A 12934-nucleotide genomic window follows, 5' to 3' on the forward strand; every position below is an offset into this window, starting at 1 on the left:
GGGCGCTGTCATGCGAAGCGGAGCTTCTCCGGGTCGATCGCGTAGCAGGCGCACAGGCGTGCTACCACGCCGGCGAGGGCGTCGAACCGCGCCTCGTCGACGATCCCGGGCGCGAAGAAGTCGTCCACCAGGCCAGTGCTATGGACGAAGTACGCGCGCGGATCCTCCATGCGCGTGAGGCCGAGCGCGGGCTGGAGATACTGGTACTCGAACATGTAACGCAGCAGTAACCGCCACATCCCGGCCGGCGGGTACTCGCCGCGCAGCGTGCGAACGTTGTGGCGCACGTAGGTCTCCGCCTCGACGTCGGTCATGAGGCCGCGCGCCACCAGGTTCGCGCGGTAGTCGGGCATGCGGGTCACCAGCACGCGCCCGAGGGCGACGCCGAGCGGCCTGCCATCGCTGAGGGCGGCGAGATCGGCGGCCGTCGCGCGCCGCACGGCTGCCGGCGCCTGCGCGATCGTGTCCTCGATCAGGGCGGCGAACTCGGCGCGCAGCGCCGCCCAGTCGTCGGGCGCGGCGACGCGGCGCACGTAGCCCGCCGTGTCCGCCAGGTGCGCCCACTCGTGGGCGGTGCGCGCGCCGACCATCGCGTGCTCGTAGGGCAGCGCCGGCCCCTGCAGGCGTTCCATACCCGGCTCGTCGAGGTTGTACGCGATCACGTGCCGGTCCGAGTACAGGTAGGTGTAGCCCGTCTGGAACGTGTTCGGGGCCGGCGGCGGCAGCGTCGACGGATCGACCACCGCGGCGAAGAAGCGCTCGCCGATCGAGGCGATCCGTTCGAGGTCGTGGCGGATGCGCGCGGCGGCGACCGCATCGGCGCGCTTGAGCTCGCTGCGAAGCGCGCCCAGCCGGTCGGGCGCGTCCGGATCCCACACGATGCGCCCGCGCTCGGCCGTCACGACGAGACGCGGGCGCGTCGTGGCGAGCCAGTCGCAGAGATCCGCCACCAGCTTCGGGGCGCGCCGCCGCCAGGACGCGTGATAGCGGGCGAGCGTCCGCTCGGCGGTCTCCCGCCAGCGCGCGACGAGGCGCACCGGCTCCTCTTCGAGCGACGCCGGCACGAGGAGGCCCGTTCCCGGCACCGGCCGCTCGGGCGCGACCAGCACCGGCGTGCGCAGCGTCTCGTGGTGCAGACGCCGCAGCCACGGGAGCGCGTCCGCCACCGCGAGGAACGCAGCCGCGTCCGGTCGGGTCGAGCGCGCCGCCGCCGAGGAGAAGGCCGCGCATTCCTCGTCCGTCCGCTCGAGCCACCAGGCGCCCGCGTGCACGGCTGCGGGAGCGACCTCCCCCGTCAAAGCCATCCGATCGCCCACGGCGAGCACGTAGGCGAGGAATTCGGGATGCGAGACGGTGGGATCGACGTCGCACGCGTAGACGAGCCAGGCGCTCGTGTTGAGGAGCTGGACGTAGGGACGGACCGCCTCGGGCTGCGTGACGACGGCCACGTGCCGGCGGCGCGGCGCCGGCCACGTCCGCGTGCGCCGAGCGAGGTCGGCGCAGCGTTCCCAATACAAGCGCCACGCCTGGTCGAAGAGGTCCACGTGCGCCGGCGACCAGCCGGCGCGCTCGCCGAGGAGCGCGGCCAACTCCGGGCTCGCTCCCGTCTCCGACAGGTGCTCGATCGGGACCAGCGCGAGCCGCGGGTCGTGGAAGTAGTAGTCGGCGAGCTGCAGCGCCGCCGCTATATCATGGTTGGAACAGCGGAACGCCGCCCACCGGACGGGTGAGGTCGAAGTTCGAGACGGTCCAGCGCGTGTTGGCGCTTCCGGTGTCGATCGGGAGCAGGGCCGACACGTCGGCCGGCGCCATGTTCACCCAGTGCTTCAGCACCGTGCCGTAGACGTCGCGGAAGTCGGTGGAGCGGTAGCCGCCGTACGCGTCCTGCCGGTAGCGCGTGTTCTCGTCGTTGTCGAGGTCGTTGACGTTCGGGTGGTTGCCGTAGACGCCGCCGTTCACTTTCCCGCCGATCACGAACATGGGCCCCTGCGAGCCGTGGTCGGTGCCGTTGTCGTTCTGCGGAATGCGCCGCGAGAATTCGCTGTAGATGAGGATGCAGGTCTTGTCCCACACGCCCATGTTCTCGAGGTCGTCGCGGAACACCTTGATCGAGGAGCTGACCTCGCCGTGGAGCTGGAAGTGCTGTCCGTCGGGGTCGACCGCACCCTGGTCGGAGTGGGTGTCGTAGCCGCCGTTGGAGAGCTGGAAGAAGCGGGCGGCGACCGGCTGGCTCGCCGGCAGGCCGTTGGCGACGCCGTAGATGACCTTCGCGATCTCGCGCAGGTCCCGCGCCGTGCTGCGGTCGACCGTGTCGTAGAGATCGCTCCACGAGCCGCGCGCGTTCTCGTACAGGGTGTGGAGCTGGGGATAGCTGTTGGTGCTCGCGAACGTCGCGTTGCCGCTGCTCCCGATGTACACGAGCGGACCCGACTCCGCGTTGGTGTACAGGCTCGTGAACGCGGCGTTCTTGTCGTTCTTGTCGCCGGGATAGTCGTAGTCGTACGGGAAGCCGAAGTCGCGCAGCCGGTTGACGGCGAGCACGCTGGTGACCGACTGGCGGAATTCCGGCGCGACCGAGCTCTGGATGTTCACCGCGGGAATGTCGGCGCCGGTGTACTCACCCTCCAGGTGACGGCCCACCCAGCCGGTGCCGCTGTAGGCCCCGAGCCCGAACGGATTGGCCGACTGCCAGATGCCGCGCGACTCCTCGTGCGACAGGCTGTACGAGGGGTAGCCGCAGCCCTGGATCACCGCGACCTCGCCGAGGTCGTAGAGGGCCTTCAAGCCGCCGGCACCCGCCGACACGCCGCTCAACCCGCCGAACCCGGGGTGCAGCGCGAGCTGGGCGCCCGTGTTGGGATCGTTCCCGATGAGCGTCCCGCCCGTGCCGAGCGTCGAGCCGTTCAGATCGTTGGTCGAGAGCTGCAGCCCGCCGCCACCCGTGTTGCGATACCCCGTGTAGGCGGTGCGCAGGACCCCGCTGCCGTACGGGACGACGGTGTTGAAGCCGTCGTTCCCGCCGTCGAGGAACATCACGATGAAGTAGCGGTCGCCGATCGTCTGCGCCATCGCCTGGCGCACGAAGGGGTTGCCGAAGAGGCTCGGGCCGAAGTAGGCGCCCGCGGTCGCGAGACCGGTTCGCTTGATGAACTGTCGTCGAGTGATCGCCATGTCGGTTCTCCCCCCTCGCCTCAGTGCACCTGATAGATCGGGGACTGGATCACGAGCGCGAAGAGCCCGTGCAGCTTCTCGTTCCGGGTGTCGAAGTCGTTGAGATCGAGCGATGCGGCCGGCCCACCCAGATAGTCGACGAGCGCGTCGCGGTCGCCCGAGCTCAGGTCGTCCTTGACGCCCAGGATGGCCGTCACCGCGTCGACGATGTCGCCGGGGTCGGTGAGGCCCAGATCCATCAGCTTCTCCGGCTTGAAGCGGGCGCCGCCGCCGCGCGCACCCGTGAGGTCGCGCGCGAAGGCATAGCGCGCCAGGAGCGTCGCGCTGCTGATCCAGGAGTTCTCCCAGTTCCAGCCGAAGACGCTCGGCGGATCGAGCAACACCTGGCCCATGTTCGTCAGGTGGTCCAGGACGCGCAGGAAGTCGCCGCCCTCGAGGACCTGATCCTTCCCCTTGAGCTTCATGCGCAGGAGCCGCAGCGTGCTCACGAGGAAATCCGTCGGCCACTTGACCGACGGCGTGACCGCGACGCGCGCGTCCTGCTGATAGAAGACGTCGTGGACGAAGATCGCCCGCAGGATGTCCTGGATGACGAAGGTGGTGTCGAAGCTCGACGGCGCGATCAGCTCGTTGTCGATGATGCCGATCATGGTGGCGTCGGGCGTGGCCCAGCCGCCGTGGCAGAAGAACTCGAGCAGGCGCCGCGTCGTGCGGCGCGCGACCGTGTTCTGGCCGCTGGTGTCGGTGTGGCGGAAGATGATGTCCGTCACCTGGTCGATCTCGGTCTCGCCCTCGGGCTGGTCGAAGCGGAACTGGGCACCGACGCCGTAGATCTGCTTGGTGCCGCGCGAGGGGAAGTCGTTCGAGAAGTCGTGTTCCCCGTCGTCGAACGACACGACGCTCGAGTCGCCGTCGTACGTCCAGCCGGTGAACGCCCGTGCGATCTGGACGATGTCGGTCTGCTGGTAGTTGGGATTGCCGTTGAAATCGAGGACGCCGAGCGTGAACAGCTCCTGCAGCTCGCGGGCGTAGTTCTCGTTGGGCGTGGCCTTGTGGTTGCGGACCGTGTCCAGCCACTCGATCATGGCCGCGTCCTTGTTCATGGCCTTCACGAGGACGCGCATGTCGCCCTTGCAGTTCAGGCGAATGGTCCGGTTCTGGAGCGCCATCCGCTTGATGTTGAGGACCTTCGAGTAGCCGGTCGCGAAGTGGTCGTGCCAGAAGAGGACCAGCTTCTCTTGCAGCGGGAAGTGGGTCTTCACCAGGTACTTCACCCACTTGTTGTGTCCGCCCTCGAAGTCCGCGCCGGCCGGCTTGAAGCCCTTCGGCCGGAAGGCCAGGAGGAGATCCGCCGCCTCGCCTCGGGTTCTGCCCGTGAAGTTCAGCAGATCCTTCGGGAGCGCGCCGAATCCCGTGCGACGGAGCAGGTGTCGCGCCGACGATTCGTCCAGGACCGTATTTTCGTCGCCCATCCGATCCTCCTCCTAGAAGGTACCGGCCACCCACCCGGTCTGGGGTGCGCCCGCTTCGATCCAGAGTCTGATGATGTCCACGAACAGGTCGTCGAGCGCGCCTTGGCCGAACGGCATGCGCACGCCGAGGTTGCCATTGTCGTCGGGCAGGTCGCCCGTCAGCTTGTGGAAGAGATAGCTCGTGGCCGGGTCGGCCGCGGTTGCGTTCACGCGCTTCCAGCCGAGCGCGGCGGCGACGGGATTGTGGGGCGTCACGTCCACGAGGTTCGTGTAGGCGGCGTCGCCCTCGAGCAGCAGCTCGCTCTGCTGGCTCTGCGAGTCGTGGCAGCCGCTGACGGCGCAGGTCTTGTCGAAGACCTGCTTCTGGATGCGGTCGAACGTGCCTGCGTAGAGCACCATCGGGTCGCACCCCGCCAGCGCCGGCTCGCATTCCATCTTCAGCTTGTCGCGGTCCTTGCGCTGCACGCCGAGCTGGAAGGTGGAATAGGAGGTGAGCTTCACCTCCTTCTTGCCGCGCTTGCAGACGTTCCCGGCGAGCGGGCCGATGACCGGGATGATGAACTCGCTCGGCAGGGTGCAGGTGTCCGGGTCGAGCGCCGGCGGGTCGTTCGGCCCGACGATGGCGCTGTTGATGCGGTTCTGCAGGGCCTGGAATTCGGGGTCGAATTTCCGGTCGCCGTTGTCGACGGCGTGATCGACCGTGATCGAATCGACGCCGGAGAGGGTGCAGATGAGCGGGTTGTACGTGCTGTTCGCGCAGACCGTGAGATCGAACGTGCAGACGCCGTTCACGGTGCCGTCGGCGTCGCACGGGTCGCCGTCGGTGCACCGATACCGCTTCGGATTGTCCTGGGGATAGTTGACCGCGGCGTCGAGCGCGACCAGGCAGTCGGTCTTGGAGCTGCCCCCGCCGCCGATCACGATCGCCTGTGCGACGGCGGGGACCAACATGGCGAGGAATCCCGCCACGCGCAGGGCGCATGCCATGGCATTCTGCTACCACACGCCCCACCAGGCTCGTCAACGCAAAATATCGTGAAGCGCGCTCCACGACGCCGCGCCGTACCGCCCGTGGCGCGGCGCCCTGTCCCTGGCACGTTCCTCGCTCCGTGCTCCGCGGAAGGGGGGGACGGGCCCATGCATCTACGGTACGCCTTGCTCGCGCTGCTCGCCGACGGCGAGGCGCACGGCTACGAGCTCCGCAAGCGCTTCATGTCGCGCGTCGGGCCGTTCTGGCACCCGAACGTGGGTCAGGTCTATCAGGTGCTCCATCAGCTCGAGCGGCGGGGCCACGTCCGCCATCGCGACGACGCCACCGGGGCGCGCCTGCGGCGGCTCTTTCGTTTGACGCTGAAGGGCGAGCGCGCACTCCGCACGTGGCTTGCCCGGCGACCGTCGTGGCCGCCGCCGCTGCGCGACGAGATCATCGTGCGCGTGCTCGCCACCGAGCGCCACGGTACGTCGGCCCTGGTCGTCCAGCTCGAGCGCCAGGAAGCCGAGTACCGTCGCTACCTGACGCTCGTGCAGAGCGACGCCAACGGCAGCCAGCACTCGCTCACGCGTCGCGTGGCGCACGAGGCGGCCGTCGGACTCGCCGAGGCCCACCTGCGCTGGCTGGCGCGATGCCGCGAGCTGCTCGCGGCGCAACCGCGTCGCGGCGATCAGTTCGCCCGCGAGCGCACTTCCAGCTCGTGTACGCTCACCGGGTCGGGCTGAGAGATCATGTACACGATGGCACGCGCCACGTCCGCGGGCTCGAGGAGCTGCGCCTCGCGGTTGAGGAGCCCCAGCGCTTGCCATCGCCGAACCGCGTCCGGCAGCACGTCGGTGTCGAAGTTGGTTCCGAACTCCGTCCCGATGTTGTGGACGGCGATCGTCATCACACGGACGCCGCGCGGGGCGACCTCGCGGCGCAGGGCCTGCGAGAGCGCGTACACGGCGGCCTTCGATCCCGCGTAGGCGGCCATGTAGGGCCACGCCTCGCCCGCCGACACCGACGTCATGTTGACGATGTCGCCGTGTCCCCGCGGCAACATGTGCCGGAGCGCGGCGCGGCAGGCGACGAGCGTGCCGACCACGTTCGTCTCGAGAATCGATCGCCACTCCTCGACGCGGCCCTCCTCGACGAGGCGCACGACGCCCGTGCCCGCGTTGTTGACGAGCGTATCGAGGCGCCCGAAGCGTGTGACGGCCGCGTCGACGAGCGCGGTCACCTGCCCTTCGTCGCGCATGTCGGCGACCACCGGCTCCGCGACACCGCCCGCGGCCCGGATCTCGTCGCACACCGCCTGCAAGCGATCGCCGCGCCGCGCGCCGGCGACGACGCGCATACCTGCCGCCGCGAGCGCCTGTGCCGTCGCCGCGCCGATGCCGGACGAGGCGCCGGTGACGACGCCGACGGAGCCGGCCAGCGATCGCGCCGGCGCGCTCATGCCGCCGCGACGTCCCCGATGGCGTCGGCGAGGCCGGCGGGCGTCACGACGGCAGCGCGCGTCGCCGGATCGAGCCACCGCCAGGTGCTCGTCGACTGGACGAGCGCACGGCCGTCGTCGGTGCGCACCAGACGCTGGTGCACCCCGAGCTCCTGGGCCGACGGCGTGAACCACGTCTCGACCTCGAGGGGATCGCCGAACCGGGCCATGTCGAGATACTCGATGTCCCCCCGCACGCAGAGCGGCGCTGCGCCGGCGGACAGGAGCCGATCGAACGTCCAGCCCACGCGTGCGAGCACGTCGAGGCCCGCATCGAGCAGCACGTCGAGGTAAGCGGCGTTGTTCACGTGCATGAGCGCGTCGAGGTCGGTGTAGCGCACCGCGTACGGGGTACGCAGCGGGCCCGGCGGCGCGGCTGGTGCGGACCACGGCTTGCGCCCTCCTGCTCCACCCTTCGGCGCGATGCCGAAGCGGCGCTCGACCTCCTCGGGGATGCGTCGCAGCTTGCCGGTCGCCGTCTCCACGAGGACCCAATCGGTCACCGCATCGAGGATCGGGGCGCCGTCGGCGGCCCGCATGGCGTAGCGCCGCTGCGAGCGCACGCGGCGGAAGTCCTCGACCCACGTCTGGATGTCGAGCTCGGTTCCCGCCGTCGCCGGGGCGTGGAGATCGAAGGTCGTGCGGCGCACCAGCCAGTGCACGCCGTTGGTCGCGTACCAGCGCGCGTCGAATCCCGCCGCGGTGCTGGCGTCGACGGCGACGGTGGTGAGATGTCGTAGGTACACGGCCGGGTAGACCCGCCCGAAGGCGTCGAGCTCGTGGTGGCACACGCGAACGCGGGCGGTGTACACGTGGTGCACGGCGGCCTCGCCTGCTAGCACGAGGGCGCCCGCATGGCCACCGCTCACACGAGAGGCCTTCCGCTTCCACTCCGCAACGCGCTCGCCGAGCTCGTGATCGGCGCGCTCGAGGACGCTGGCGACGCCGCCGCGCTCGCATGGCTCGCGGGTCCGCAGTCGCAGGCCCCGCCCGCGGCGCGCCATCGTCTCGCGGCGCTCCATCTGATCGACGACGACGGTGATCTCATGGAGGTCCACCGCCCACACCGCGACGCTTCGCATCGCCACGCGGTGCGCGCACTGCGCGCCGCCGAGGTGTATCGCGGCCGTCCGGCGCCCGGCGGCGCGATCGAGCGGGCCGCCGCGCAGGCTGCCGTCCTGTGGAACCAACGCCTCTTCTTCGAGGTGCACGAGGTGCTCGAGGCCGTCTGGAAGACCACGACCGGCCCGATGCGGCAGGCGCTCCAGGGGTTGATCCAGATCGGCGTCGCCCTACACCATCACGCACACGGCAACGCGCGCGGCGCGCGCACCCTCATGCACGAGGGTCGCGATCGCCTCGCCGCCAGCCGCGGCGTCCTCCCGATCCTCGACGTCGACGCGCTCCTCGAAGCCACCGCGGCATGGGACGACGCCCTCGCCGCCGGCACGGAGCCACCCGCCGGGCCCCCACCGCTCCTCCTCATGTAAGGGGGACGACCCGGCGCTTCAGGTCGGCGAGCGTCGCCAGCTCGGTGCGCAGCGCTTCCAGCCGGGCGATCCCCTGCTCGACCTCGGCCCGCGCTCCCACGATGTCGGCGTGCGAGACGGGGGCCAGCAGCTGGTCGACCTTGGCGAGGAGCTCGCGCGTCGCGCCGAGGCCCTCGAGACCCGCGGCCGCGAGATGCTGATCCAGGTGCTCGCGCGCCTCGGCGAAGCGCGTGGTGGCCTCCTGGAGGTCGCGCACGCTCTCGCTCGGGGACGGCTCCGGCGCCGCCGTGCGCTTCGCCACCATCACCACGCGCCGCTCGGGCTGTCGCATGGCGATCCCCGACGAGACGGGCGCGGGCGGCACGCCGTCGTCGCCGTCGGTCAGACGAGCGATCGGCCCGACCGCCCGCAGCCAGAAGCGCTCGTACTCCGCCCGGCGGGCCGGGTCGCGCAGGATCTCGTATGCCTCCTTCGCCTGGCGGAAGTGCGCCGGGTCGCCGCCGACGTCGGGATGCGCCTGCTTGGCGACCTCGATCCAGCGTTGCCGGAGCGCTTCCTCGGACGCCAGGGGTGGCACGCCGAGGATCCGATAGATGTCGGTGCGGCGGCGCTCCTCGATCGATGCGAGCAGCACTGTCGCGCGATCGACGACGTATTCCGGCGTGACGCTGCGACGGCGGCCGGTGCGGCAGATTTCCCAGTAGTACGGCGAGCTGCGCCCGCGGGCGACCTCGTGCAGCAGATGATAGAGGAAGAGCGCCTCGTCGTCCGGTCCGTCGAACAGCTCCTCGAGGCCGCCCGCATCGAGGATGCGCGCGATCCCTTCCAGCGCTGCGCGACGGCTTCCTGCTTCGAATCGCACCATCTCGGAGAGTGGGCGCGCTTCTACCAGAATCGCCGCGCCGTCGGAAGAAAAATCCGACGTCGGTTGCAAACCCACAGGCCATGGGCGACACTCCGCCGTCGATGTACCGACGCTGGGCTGCGGGTGTACTGGTCGCGATGCTGGCATGGGCTGGCACGGCGGCGGCGCAGACGCCGGACGACGGGCGGACCAGGCTTCGGGATCGCTACGAGAAGCCGCGCCAGCAGCAGAAGCTCGACGACGCGATCCGCAAGTTCGACGACGAGGACGTTCAGACGCGTCTCGAGGGGATCGAGGGGCTCGGGCTCTCGGCCGACGATCCGAAGGCGGTGCAGTACCTCTTGAAGGGCGCGAGCGACCCCAACCTCAGCGTCCGGATCAAGTCGATCGACGTGATCGGCGACGCGAGGGTGAAGGAAGCGGTGCCGCTGCTCGTACAACAGCTCTTCATGCGCGACACGACGCTCGCCACCAAGCAGCGGATCCTGGCGGCGCTCGGAAAGATCGGCGACAAGCGCGCGACCGCGCCGGTCATGGACTTCCTGGCGCGCGACATGGACCCGAGCGTGCGCGGCAGCGCGATCTTCGCCCTGGGCGACCTCGGCGATCCGACCGCCATCCCATCGCTCGAGAAGATCGCGAAGCAGACGGACGACGACAATCTGCGGGGCCTCGCGCAAGCCGCGATCCGGAAGATCGAGCAGCGACCCGCGCCCGCGGTCGTTCCGCCCGCGCTCGCGAAGGACCGGGGTGTCCGCGGACCCGAAGAGAGCGGCGACGCGACGCCCTGACGGCGTCAACTCCGAACGCGACGTCGCTCCGTGCGCAGGCGCTCTTCGAGCGCTTCGGTGATGAAGGTACGAAGCAGTCGTCCCTCGCGCGTACACTGGAGGCGAACTCGCCGCCAGAGATTGCGCGGAACGCGGGCGTTGAGGTTTACCAAGATCTCATCGGCGACGTCTTCGGGAGCGCTCTTTCGGCGAGCCATGATGCGATACCCCCTCCGAGCCAGCTAGCACGGGCTCGTGACCCCCGCCAAGCCCCTTGGACAAGCTGGTTAGTGTCCTACCGAAGTAACCCAGCGCGCTGCGTGGGGTGGCACCGGCGACGGGATGGCGTTAAGGTACGCGGGCGCGCCGAGGTGGCGGAACTGGCAGACGCGGCGGACTCAAAATCCGCAGCCCGCAAGGGTGTAGGGGTTCGATTCCCCTCCTCGGCACTCCTCGCCTGCGGCGATTTCTCCAGAGCCGACAAGGGTTTCTCGAAAGCTGGGCGCAGGGGAAATTGTGTCCGGCGTACACAATTCCGCCCCTTTCGCGAGCCGCTCGAGCTCTGTCGAGGCTGGGTCGACTCCGGGACGGGGTATCCAACGCCCGTAGTGCTTCTTGAGCGTCACGTACGCGACGCCGGTTTGCTCCTCGATCCAGGGAATGGGCTTCAGGGGGAGCACCGTTGAGACGTAGGTGTCCTTGCACGAATAGACGCCGCGTGAGCGGATGCCTAGCGCACGGAGGCAGGCGTACCAGTGTGGAAACGCGCGCGGCTCAAGCGGTCTACCGTTCGTGTTCACGAACACTGGCGTTTGAGGGATAGCCCGAAGCGGCTGAATGGCGCGCAATACGCGCACGGTCTCGGGGAGAAGCTCGACGGTGCGGCGCGCGCGCTCGGTCTTGGGCGCGGAATCCTCGTACAGGTGGCGCGAGCGCACAACCTGAAGAACGCCCCGCTCGAGGTCGACGTCGCCCCACTGGAGCGCCGCCGCCTCGGAGGGGCGCATCCCCGTCCAGAAGAGGGTGTGAACGAACGCATGGAAGTGGGGATGCGGCCTCAGTCGCGGCCCATTGGTCGCCAGGCCAACATGAAACCCGAATCGCTTGCCCTGGAACCAGCCGAGGATGCGCTGCCGCTCGTCACGGGTAAAGGGATCAGGCCCGGGAACCTCGACGCGAGGCCAGGTGATGCCCTCGAAGGGATCGCGGCTGAGTTCGTGGTCGACTAAGCGGGCCTCTCGGAGCATCGCCTTAAAGCTGCCGGCCAGGATATTCTTGACGTACTTCAGCGATAGCCCGCGCTGGCGAAGCTCAGTCCGGAGTCCCAGGATGTCGCGTGCGGTCACGCTCTCGAGTGGAAGGTCGCCGAGGGCAGGCAGGACGTACCCTCGGATGTGTCGCCGGTAGTCGATCGCCTGCGCGCGCCGTACCTCCGGTGGAACCTTGGTGGCAACCCAGCGCTCGTAGTATCTGCTGATTGTGAGAGCGCTAGGCGCGTTGGCCGTCCCGCCCTCAGATTTCTCGCCCTGCCGGCACTCTTCGAGTACCGGCCGAGGATCGCGCCCGGCGCCCACGCACGCAGCGACGACCCGTTTCAACTTTTCGGCGGCTTCCCGGTTCTCGGGCGTGTCCGCAAGATGCAGCCGGTGGGTCCGCTGCTTCTTATGCCATCGATAGCGCAATCGGAGCGCGCCCGCCTGCGCATCAACGGAGCATCCGATGTAGGCGCTTCGTCGCCTCTTCGACATCCAGGGGTCCCTTCCCGCATCGGCGCTCTACCACGTCATTCGCGGCGGGCCGAGCGCTTTCGATGAACGACACGATGGCAGCCCACTTGAAGATGACCCGGCCGCGCCGGCCGTGCGGCTGATAGCAGTGTACGCCGAGCTTCAACGTGCCACGGGCCACCATTCGGGCGATCGCATCGACGGTGAACGGTGTGAAGCGCGCCAGGTCCTCGGCGTAGAGGTACGGTGCGGGATGCAGCTGTCCCGCGCCGTCTGCGGTCTCCGCTGGACCGGCAGGTTCTCTAGTCGTCGGTCCCGGCATCGTCCCGAGGGAGCCCTGGCCTCTCGTCATCGGCGCCGCGGAAAAAGGTCGGCACGGTGGAGCATACTCCCGATTCCGGGATCGGGGCCGAGGGTTGCGTGTCTAGCGATCGCCGCTCAACCGGGCGCGCGTCCATCGCCTCGCAGGGGAGCGCGAGGCCACGCATACGCGCGGCCGTGATCGCGCTCGGCAGGATCGACCGGAGTGCCGAAATGCGTACGCCGCTAGGCATGTCGGCAACCTGGCGGAGACCACCAAGACGGTCGATGAGCAAGCGCAGGAATGCGTCGCCTGGAAGTCGCTGCTCGCCAGCGGCTTGGCGCAGATGACTTACGAGGAGCGTTTCGATCAACCCGGCATCCGGTGCACCGACTCCAGCGAGCTCACGCAGCTCCGCGGGGCGCGGGAAGAAGCGCGCCGTGGAGAGCGCCGTCTCGATGGCACGCAGTACAGCGGGCAGCGGCAACTCGGTGAGCGCGGCGAAGTAGCCGTACAGACGCGCGCTCGACATCGGTTCGGCGAACGTCTCGGCGAGCGCGATGAGATGCCGACCGAACACCGCGCGGTCGTCCTTCGTCATGGGGCGTCCTCTTGGCGGACGAAGGCTTCCAGGGCAGTCAGATTGCCGTCCGTGCGCTGCATCGCG

Annotated in this window: 12 protein-coding genes and 1 tRNA gene; 5 read left to right on the plus strand and 8 right to left on the minus strand. The window is 69.3% G+C overall.

The features are described from left to right. Positions 1 to 8: 8 nt before the first annotated feature. From VMS22_23300 to VMS22_23315, 4 genes are all read right to left on the minus strand, one after another. Positions 9 to 1589, minus strand: coding sequence for a hypothetical protein (locus VMS22_23300; protein HXJ36975.1), 1581 nt, complete (start codon positions 1587 to 1589; stop codon positions 9 to 11). 100 nt (positions 1590 to 1689) lie between these two features. Further along, positions 1690 to 3171, minus strand: coding sequence for a DUF1501 domain-containing protein (locus VMS22_23305; GenBank protein ID HXJ36976.1), 1482 nt, complete (start codon positions 3169 to 3171; stop codon positions 1690 to 1692). 20 nt (positions 3172 to 3191) lie between these two features. Continuing rightward, complete coding sequence (locus VMS22_23310; protein HXJ36977.1) at positions 3192 to 4643, minus strand: DUF1800 family protein; 1452 nt, start codon at positions 4641 to 4643, stop codon at positions 3192 to 3194. Positions 4644 to 4655: 12 nt separating this feature from the next. Next, on the minus strand, positions 4656 to 5630 hold the full coding sequence (locus VMS22_23315) for a hypothetical protein (protein ID HXJ36978.1): 975 nt from the start codon (positions 5628 to 5630) through the stop codon (positions 4656 to 4658). 150 nt (positions 5631 to 5780) lie between these two features. Here VMS22_23315 and VMS22_23320 point away from each other — a divergent pair, with 150 nt between their 5' ends. Further along, positions 5781 to 6359 carry a helix-turn-helix transcriptional regulator gene (locus tag VMS22_23320; GenBank protein HXJ36979.1) on the plus strand — a complete coding sequence of 193 codons (579 nt, stop codon included), beginning with the start codon at positions 5781 to 5783 and terminating at the stop codon, positions 6357 to 6359. Here VMS22_23320 and VMS22_23325 read toward each other — a convergent pair. Continuing rightward, positions 6305 to 7075 (minus strand): SDR family oxidoreductase, encoded by a 771-nt coding sequence (locus tag VMS22_23325; GenBank protein ID HXJ36980.1) that lies wholly within the window; start codon positions 7073 to 7075, stop codon positions 6305 to 6307. The genes VMS22_23320 and VMS22_23325 overlap by 55 nt on opposite strands. Then, a complete protein-coding gene (locus VMS22_23330; protein HXJ36981.1) occupies positions 7072 to 7983 on the minus strand; it encodes a thioesterase family protein in 912 nt (303 codons plus the stop codon). Before VMS22_23330 ends, VMS22_23325 begins: the two co-directional genes overlap by 4 nt. Between VMS22_23330 and VMS22_23335 the strand changes: the two genes are divergently transcribed. Beyond that, positions 7969 to 8604 (plus strand): DUF309 domain-containing protein, encoded by a 636-nt coding sequence (locus VMS22_23335; protein HXJ36982.1) that lies wholly within the window; start codon positions 7969 to 7971, stop codon positions 8602 to 8604. The two genes, VMS22_23330 and VMS22_23335, sit on opposite strands and share 15 nt — an antisense overlap. Here VMS22_23335 and VMS22_23340 read toward each other — a convergent pair. Then, a complete protein-coding gene (locus tag VMS22_23340) occupies positions 8597 to 9469 on the minus strand; it encodes a J domain-containing protein (protein HXJ36983.1) in 873 nt (290 codons plus the stop codon). The two genes, VMS22_23335 and VMS22_23340, sit on opposite strands and share 8 nt — an antisense overlap. Positions 9470 to 9606: 137 nt before the next feature. Here VMS22_23340 and VMS22_23345 point away from each other — a divergent pair, with 137 nt between their 5' ends. From VMS22_23345 to VMS22_23355, 3 genes are all read left to right on the plus strand, one after another. Beyond that, positions 9607 to 10260 carry a HEAT repeat domain-containing protein gene (locus tag VMS22_23345; GenBank protein ID HXJ36984.1) on the plus strand — a complete coding sequence of 218 codons (654 nt, stop codon included), beginning with the start codon at positions 9607 to 9609 and terminating at the stop codon, positions 10258 to 10260. Between the two features lie 344 nt (positions 10261 to 10604). Beyond that, positions 10605 to 10688: transfer RNA gene (locus VMS22_23350), tRNA-Leu, on the plus strand. Positions 10689 to 10994: 306 nt separating this feature from the next. After that, on the plus strand, positions 10995 to 11468 hold the full coding sequence (locus tag VMS22_23355; protein HXJ36985.1) for a hypothetical protein: 474 nt from the start codon (positions 10995 to 10997) through the stop codon (positions 11466 to 11468). 800 nt (positions 11469 to 12268) lie between these two features. Here the strand turns inward: VMS22_23355 and VMS22_23360 are convergent. Continuing rightward, positions 12269 to 12868 (minus strand): hypothetical protein, encoded by a 600-nt coding sequence (locus VMS22_23360; GenBank protein ID HXJ36986.1) that lies wholly within the window; start codon positions 12866 to 12868, stop codon positions 12269 to 12271. Positions 12869 to 12934: the final 66 nt, after the last annotated feature.

The organism is Candidatus Eisenbacteria bacterium (assembly GCA_035577985.1).
Taxonomy (GTDB): Bacteria; Desulfobacterota; Binatia; order DP-6; family DP-6; genus DATJZY01.

Excerpts from the sequence above, each read along its gene's own strand:
- VMS22_23305 (HXJ36976.1), bottom strand. The coding sequence starts at position 3,171 with ATGGCGATCACTCGACGACAGTTCATCAAGCGAACCGGTCTCGCGACC.
- VMS22_23340 (HXJ36983.1), bottom strand. The coding sequence starts at position 9,469 with ATGGTGCGATTCGAAGCAGGAAGCCGTCGCGCAGCGCTGGAAGGGATC.
- VMS22_23335 (HXJ36982.1), top strand. The coding sequence starts at position 7,969 with ATGGCCACCGCTCACACGAGAGGCCTTCCGCTTCCACTCCGCAACGCG.
- VMS22_23360 (HXJ36986.1), bottom strand. The coding sequence starts at position 12,868 with ATGACGAAGGACGACCGCGCGGTGTTCGGTCGGCATCTCATCGCGCTC.
- VMS22_23310 (HXJ36977.1), bottom strand. The coding sequence starts at position 4,643 with ATGGGCGACGAAAATACGGTCCTGGACGAATCGTCGGCGCGACACCTG.
- VMS22_23325 (HXJ36980.1), bottom strand. The coding sequence starts at position 7,075 with ATGAGCGCGCCGGCGCGATCGCTGGCCGGCTCCGTCGGCGTCGTCACC.
- VMS22_23345 (HXJ36984.1), top strand. The coding sequence starts at position 9,607 with ATGCTGGCATGGGCTGGCACGGCGGCGGCGCAGACGCCGGACGACGGG.
- VMS22_23320 (HXJ36979.1), top strand. The coding sequence starts at position 5,781 with ATGCATCTACGGTACGCCTTGCTCGCGCTGCTCGCCGACGGCGAGGCG.
- VMS22_23315 (HXJ36978.1), bottom strand. The coding sequence starts at position 5,630 with ATGGCATGCGCCCTGCGCGTGGCGGGATTCCTCGCCATGTTGGTCCCC.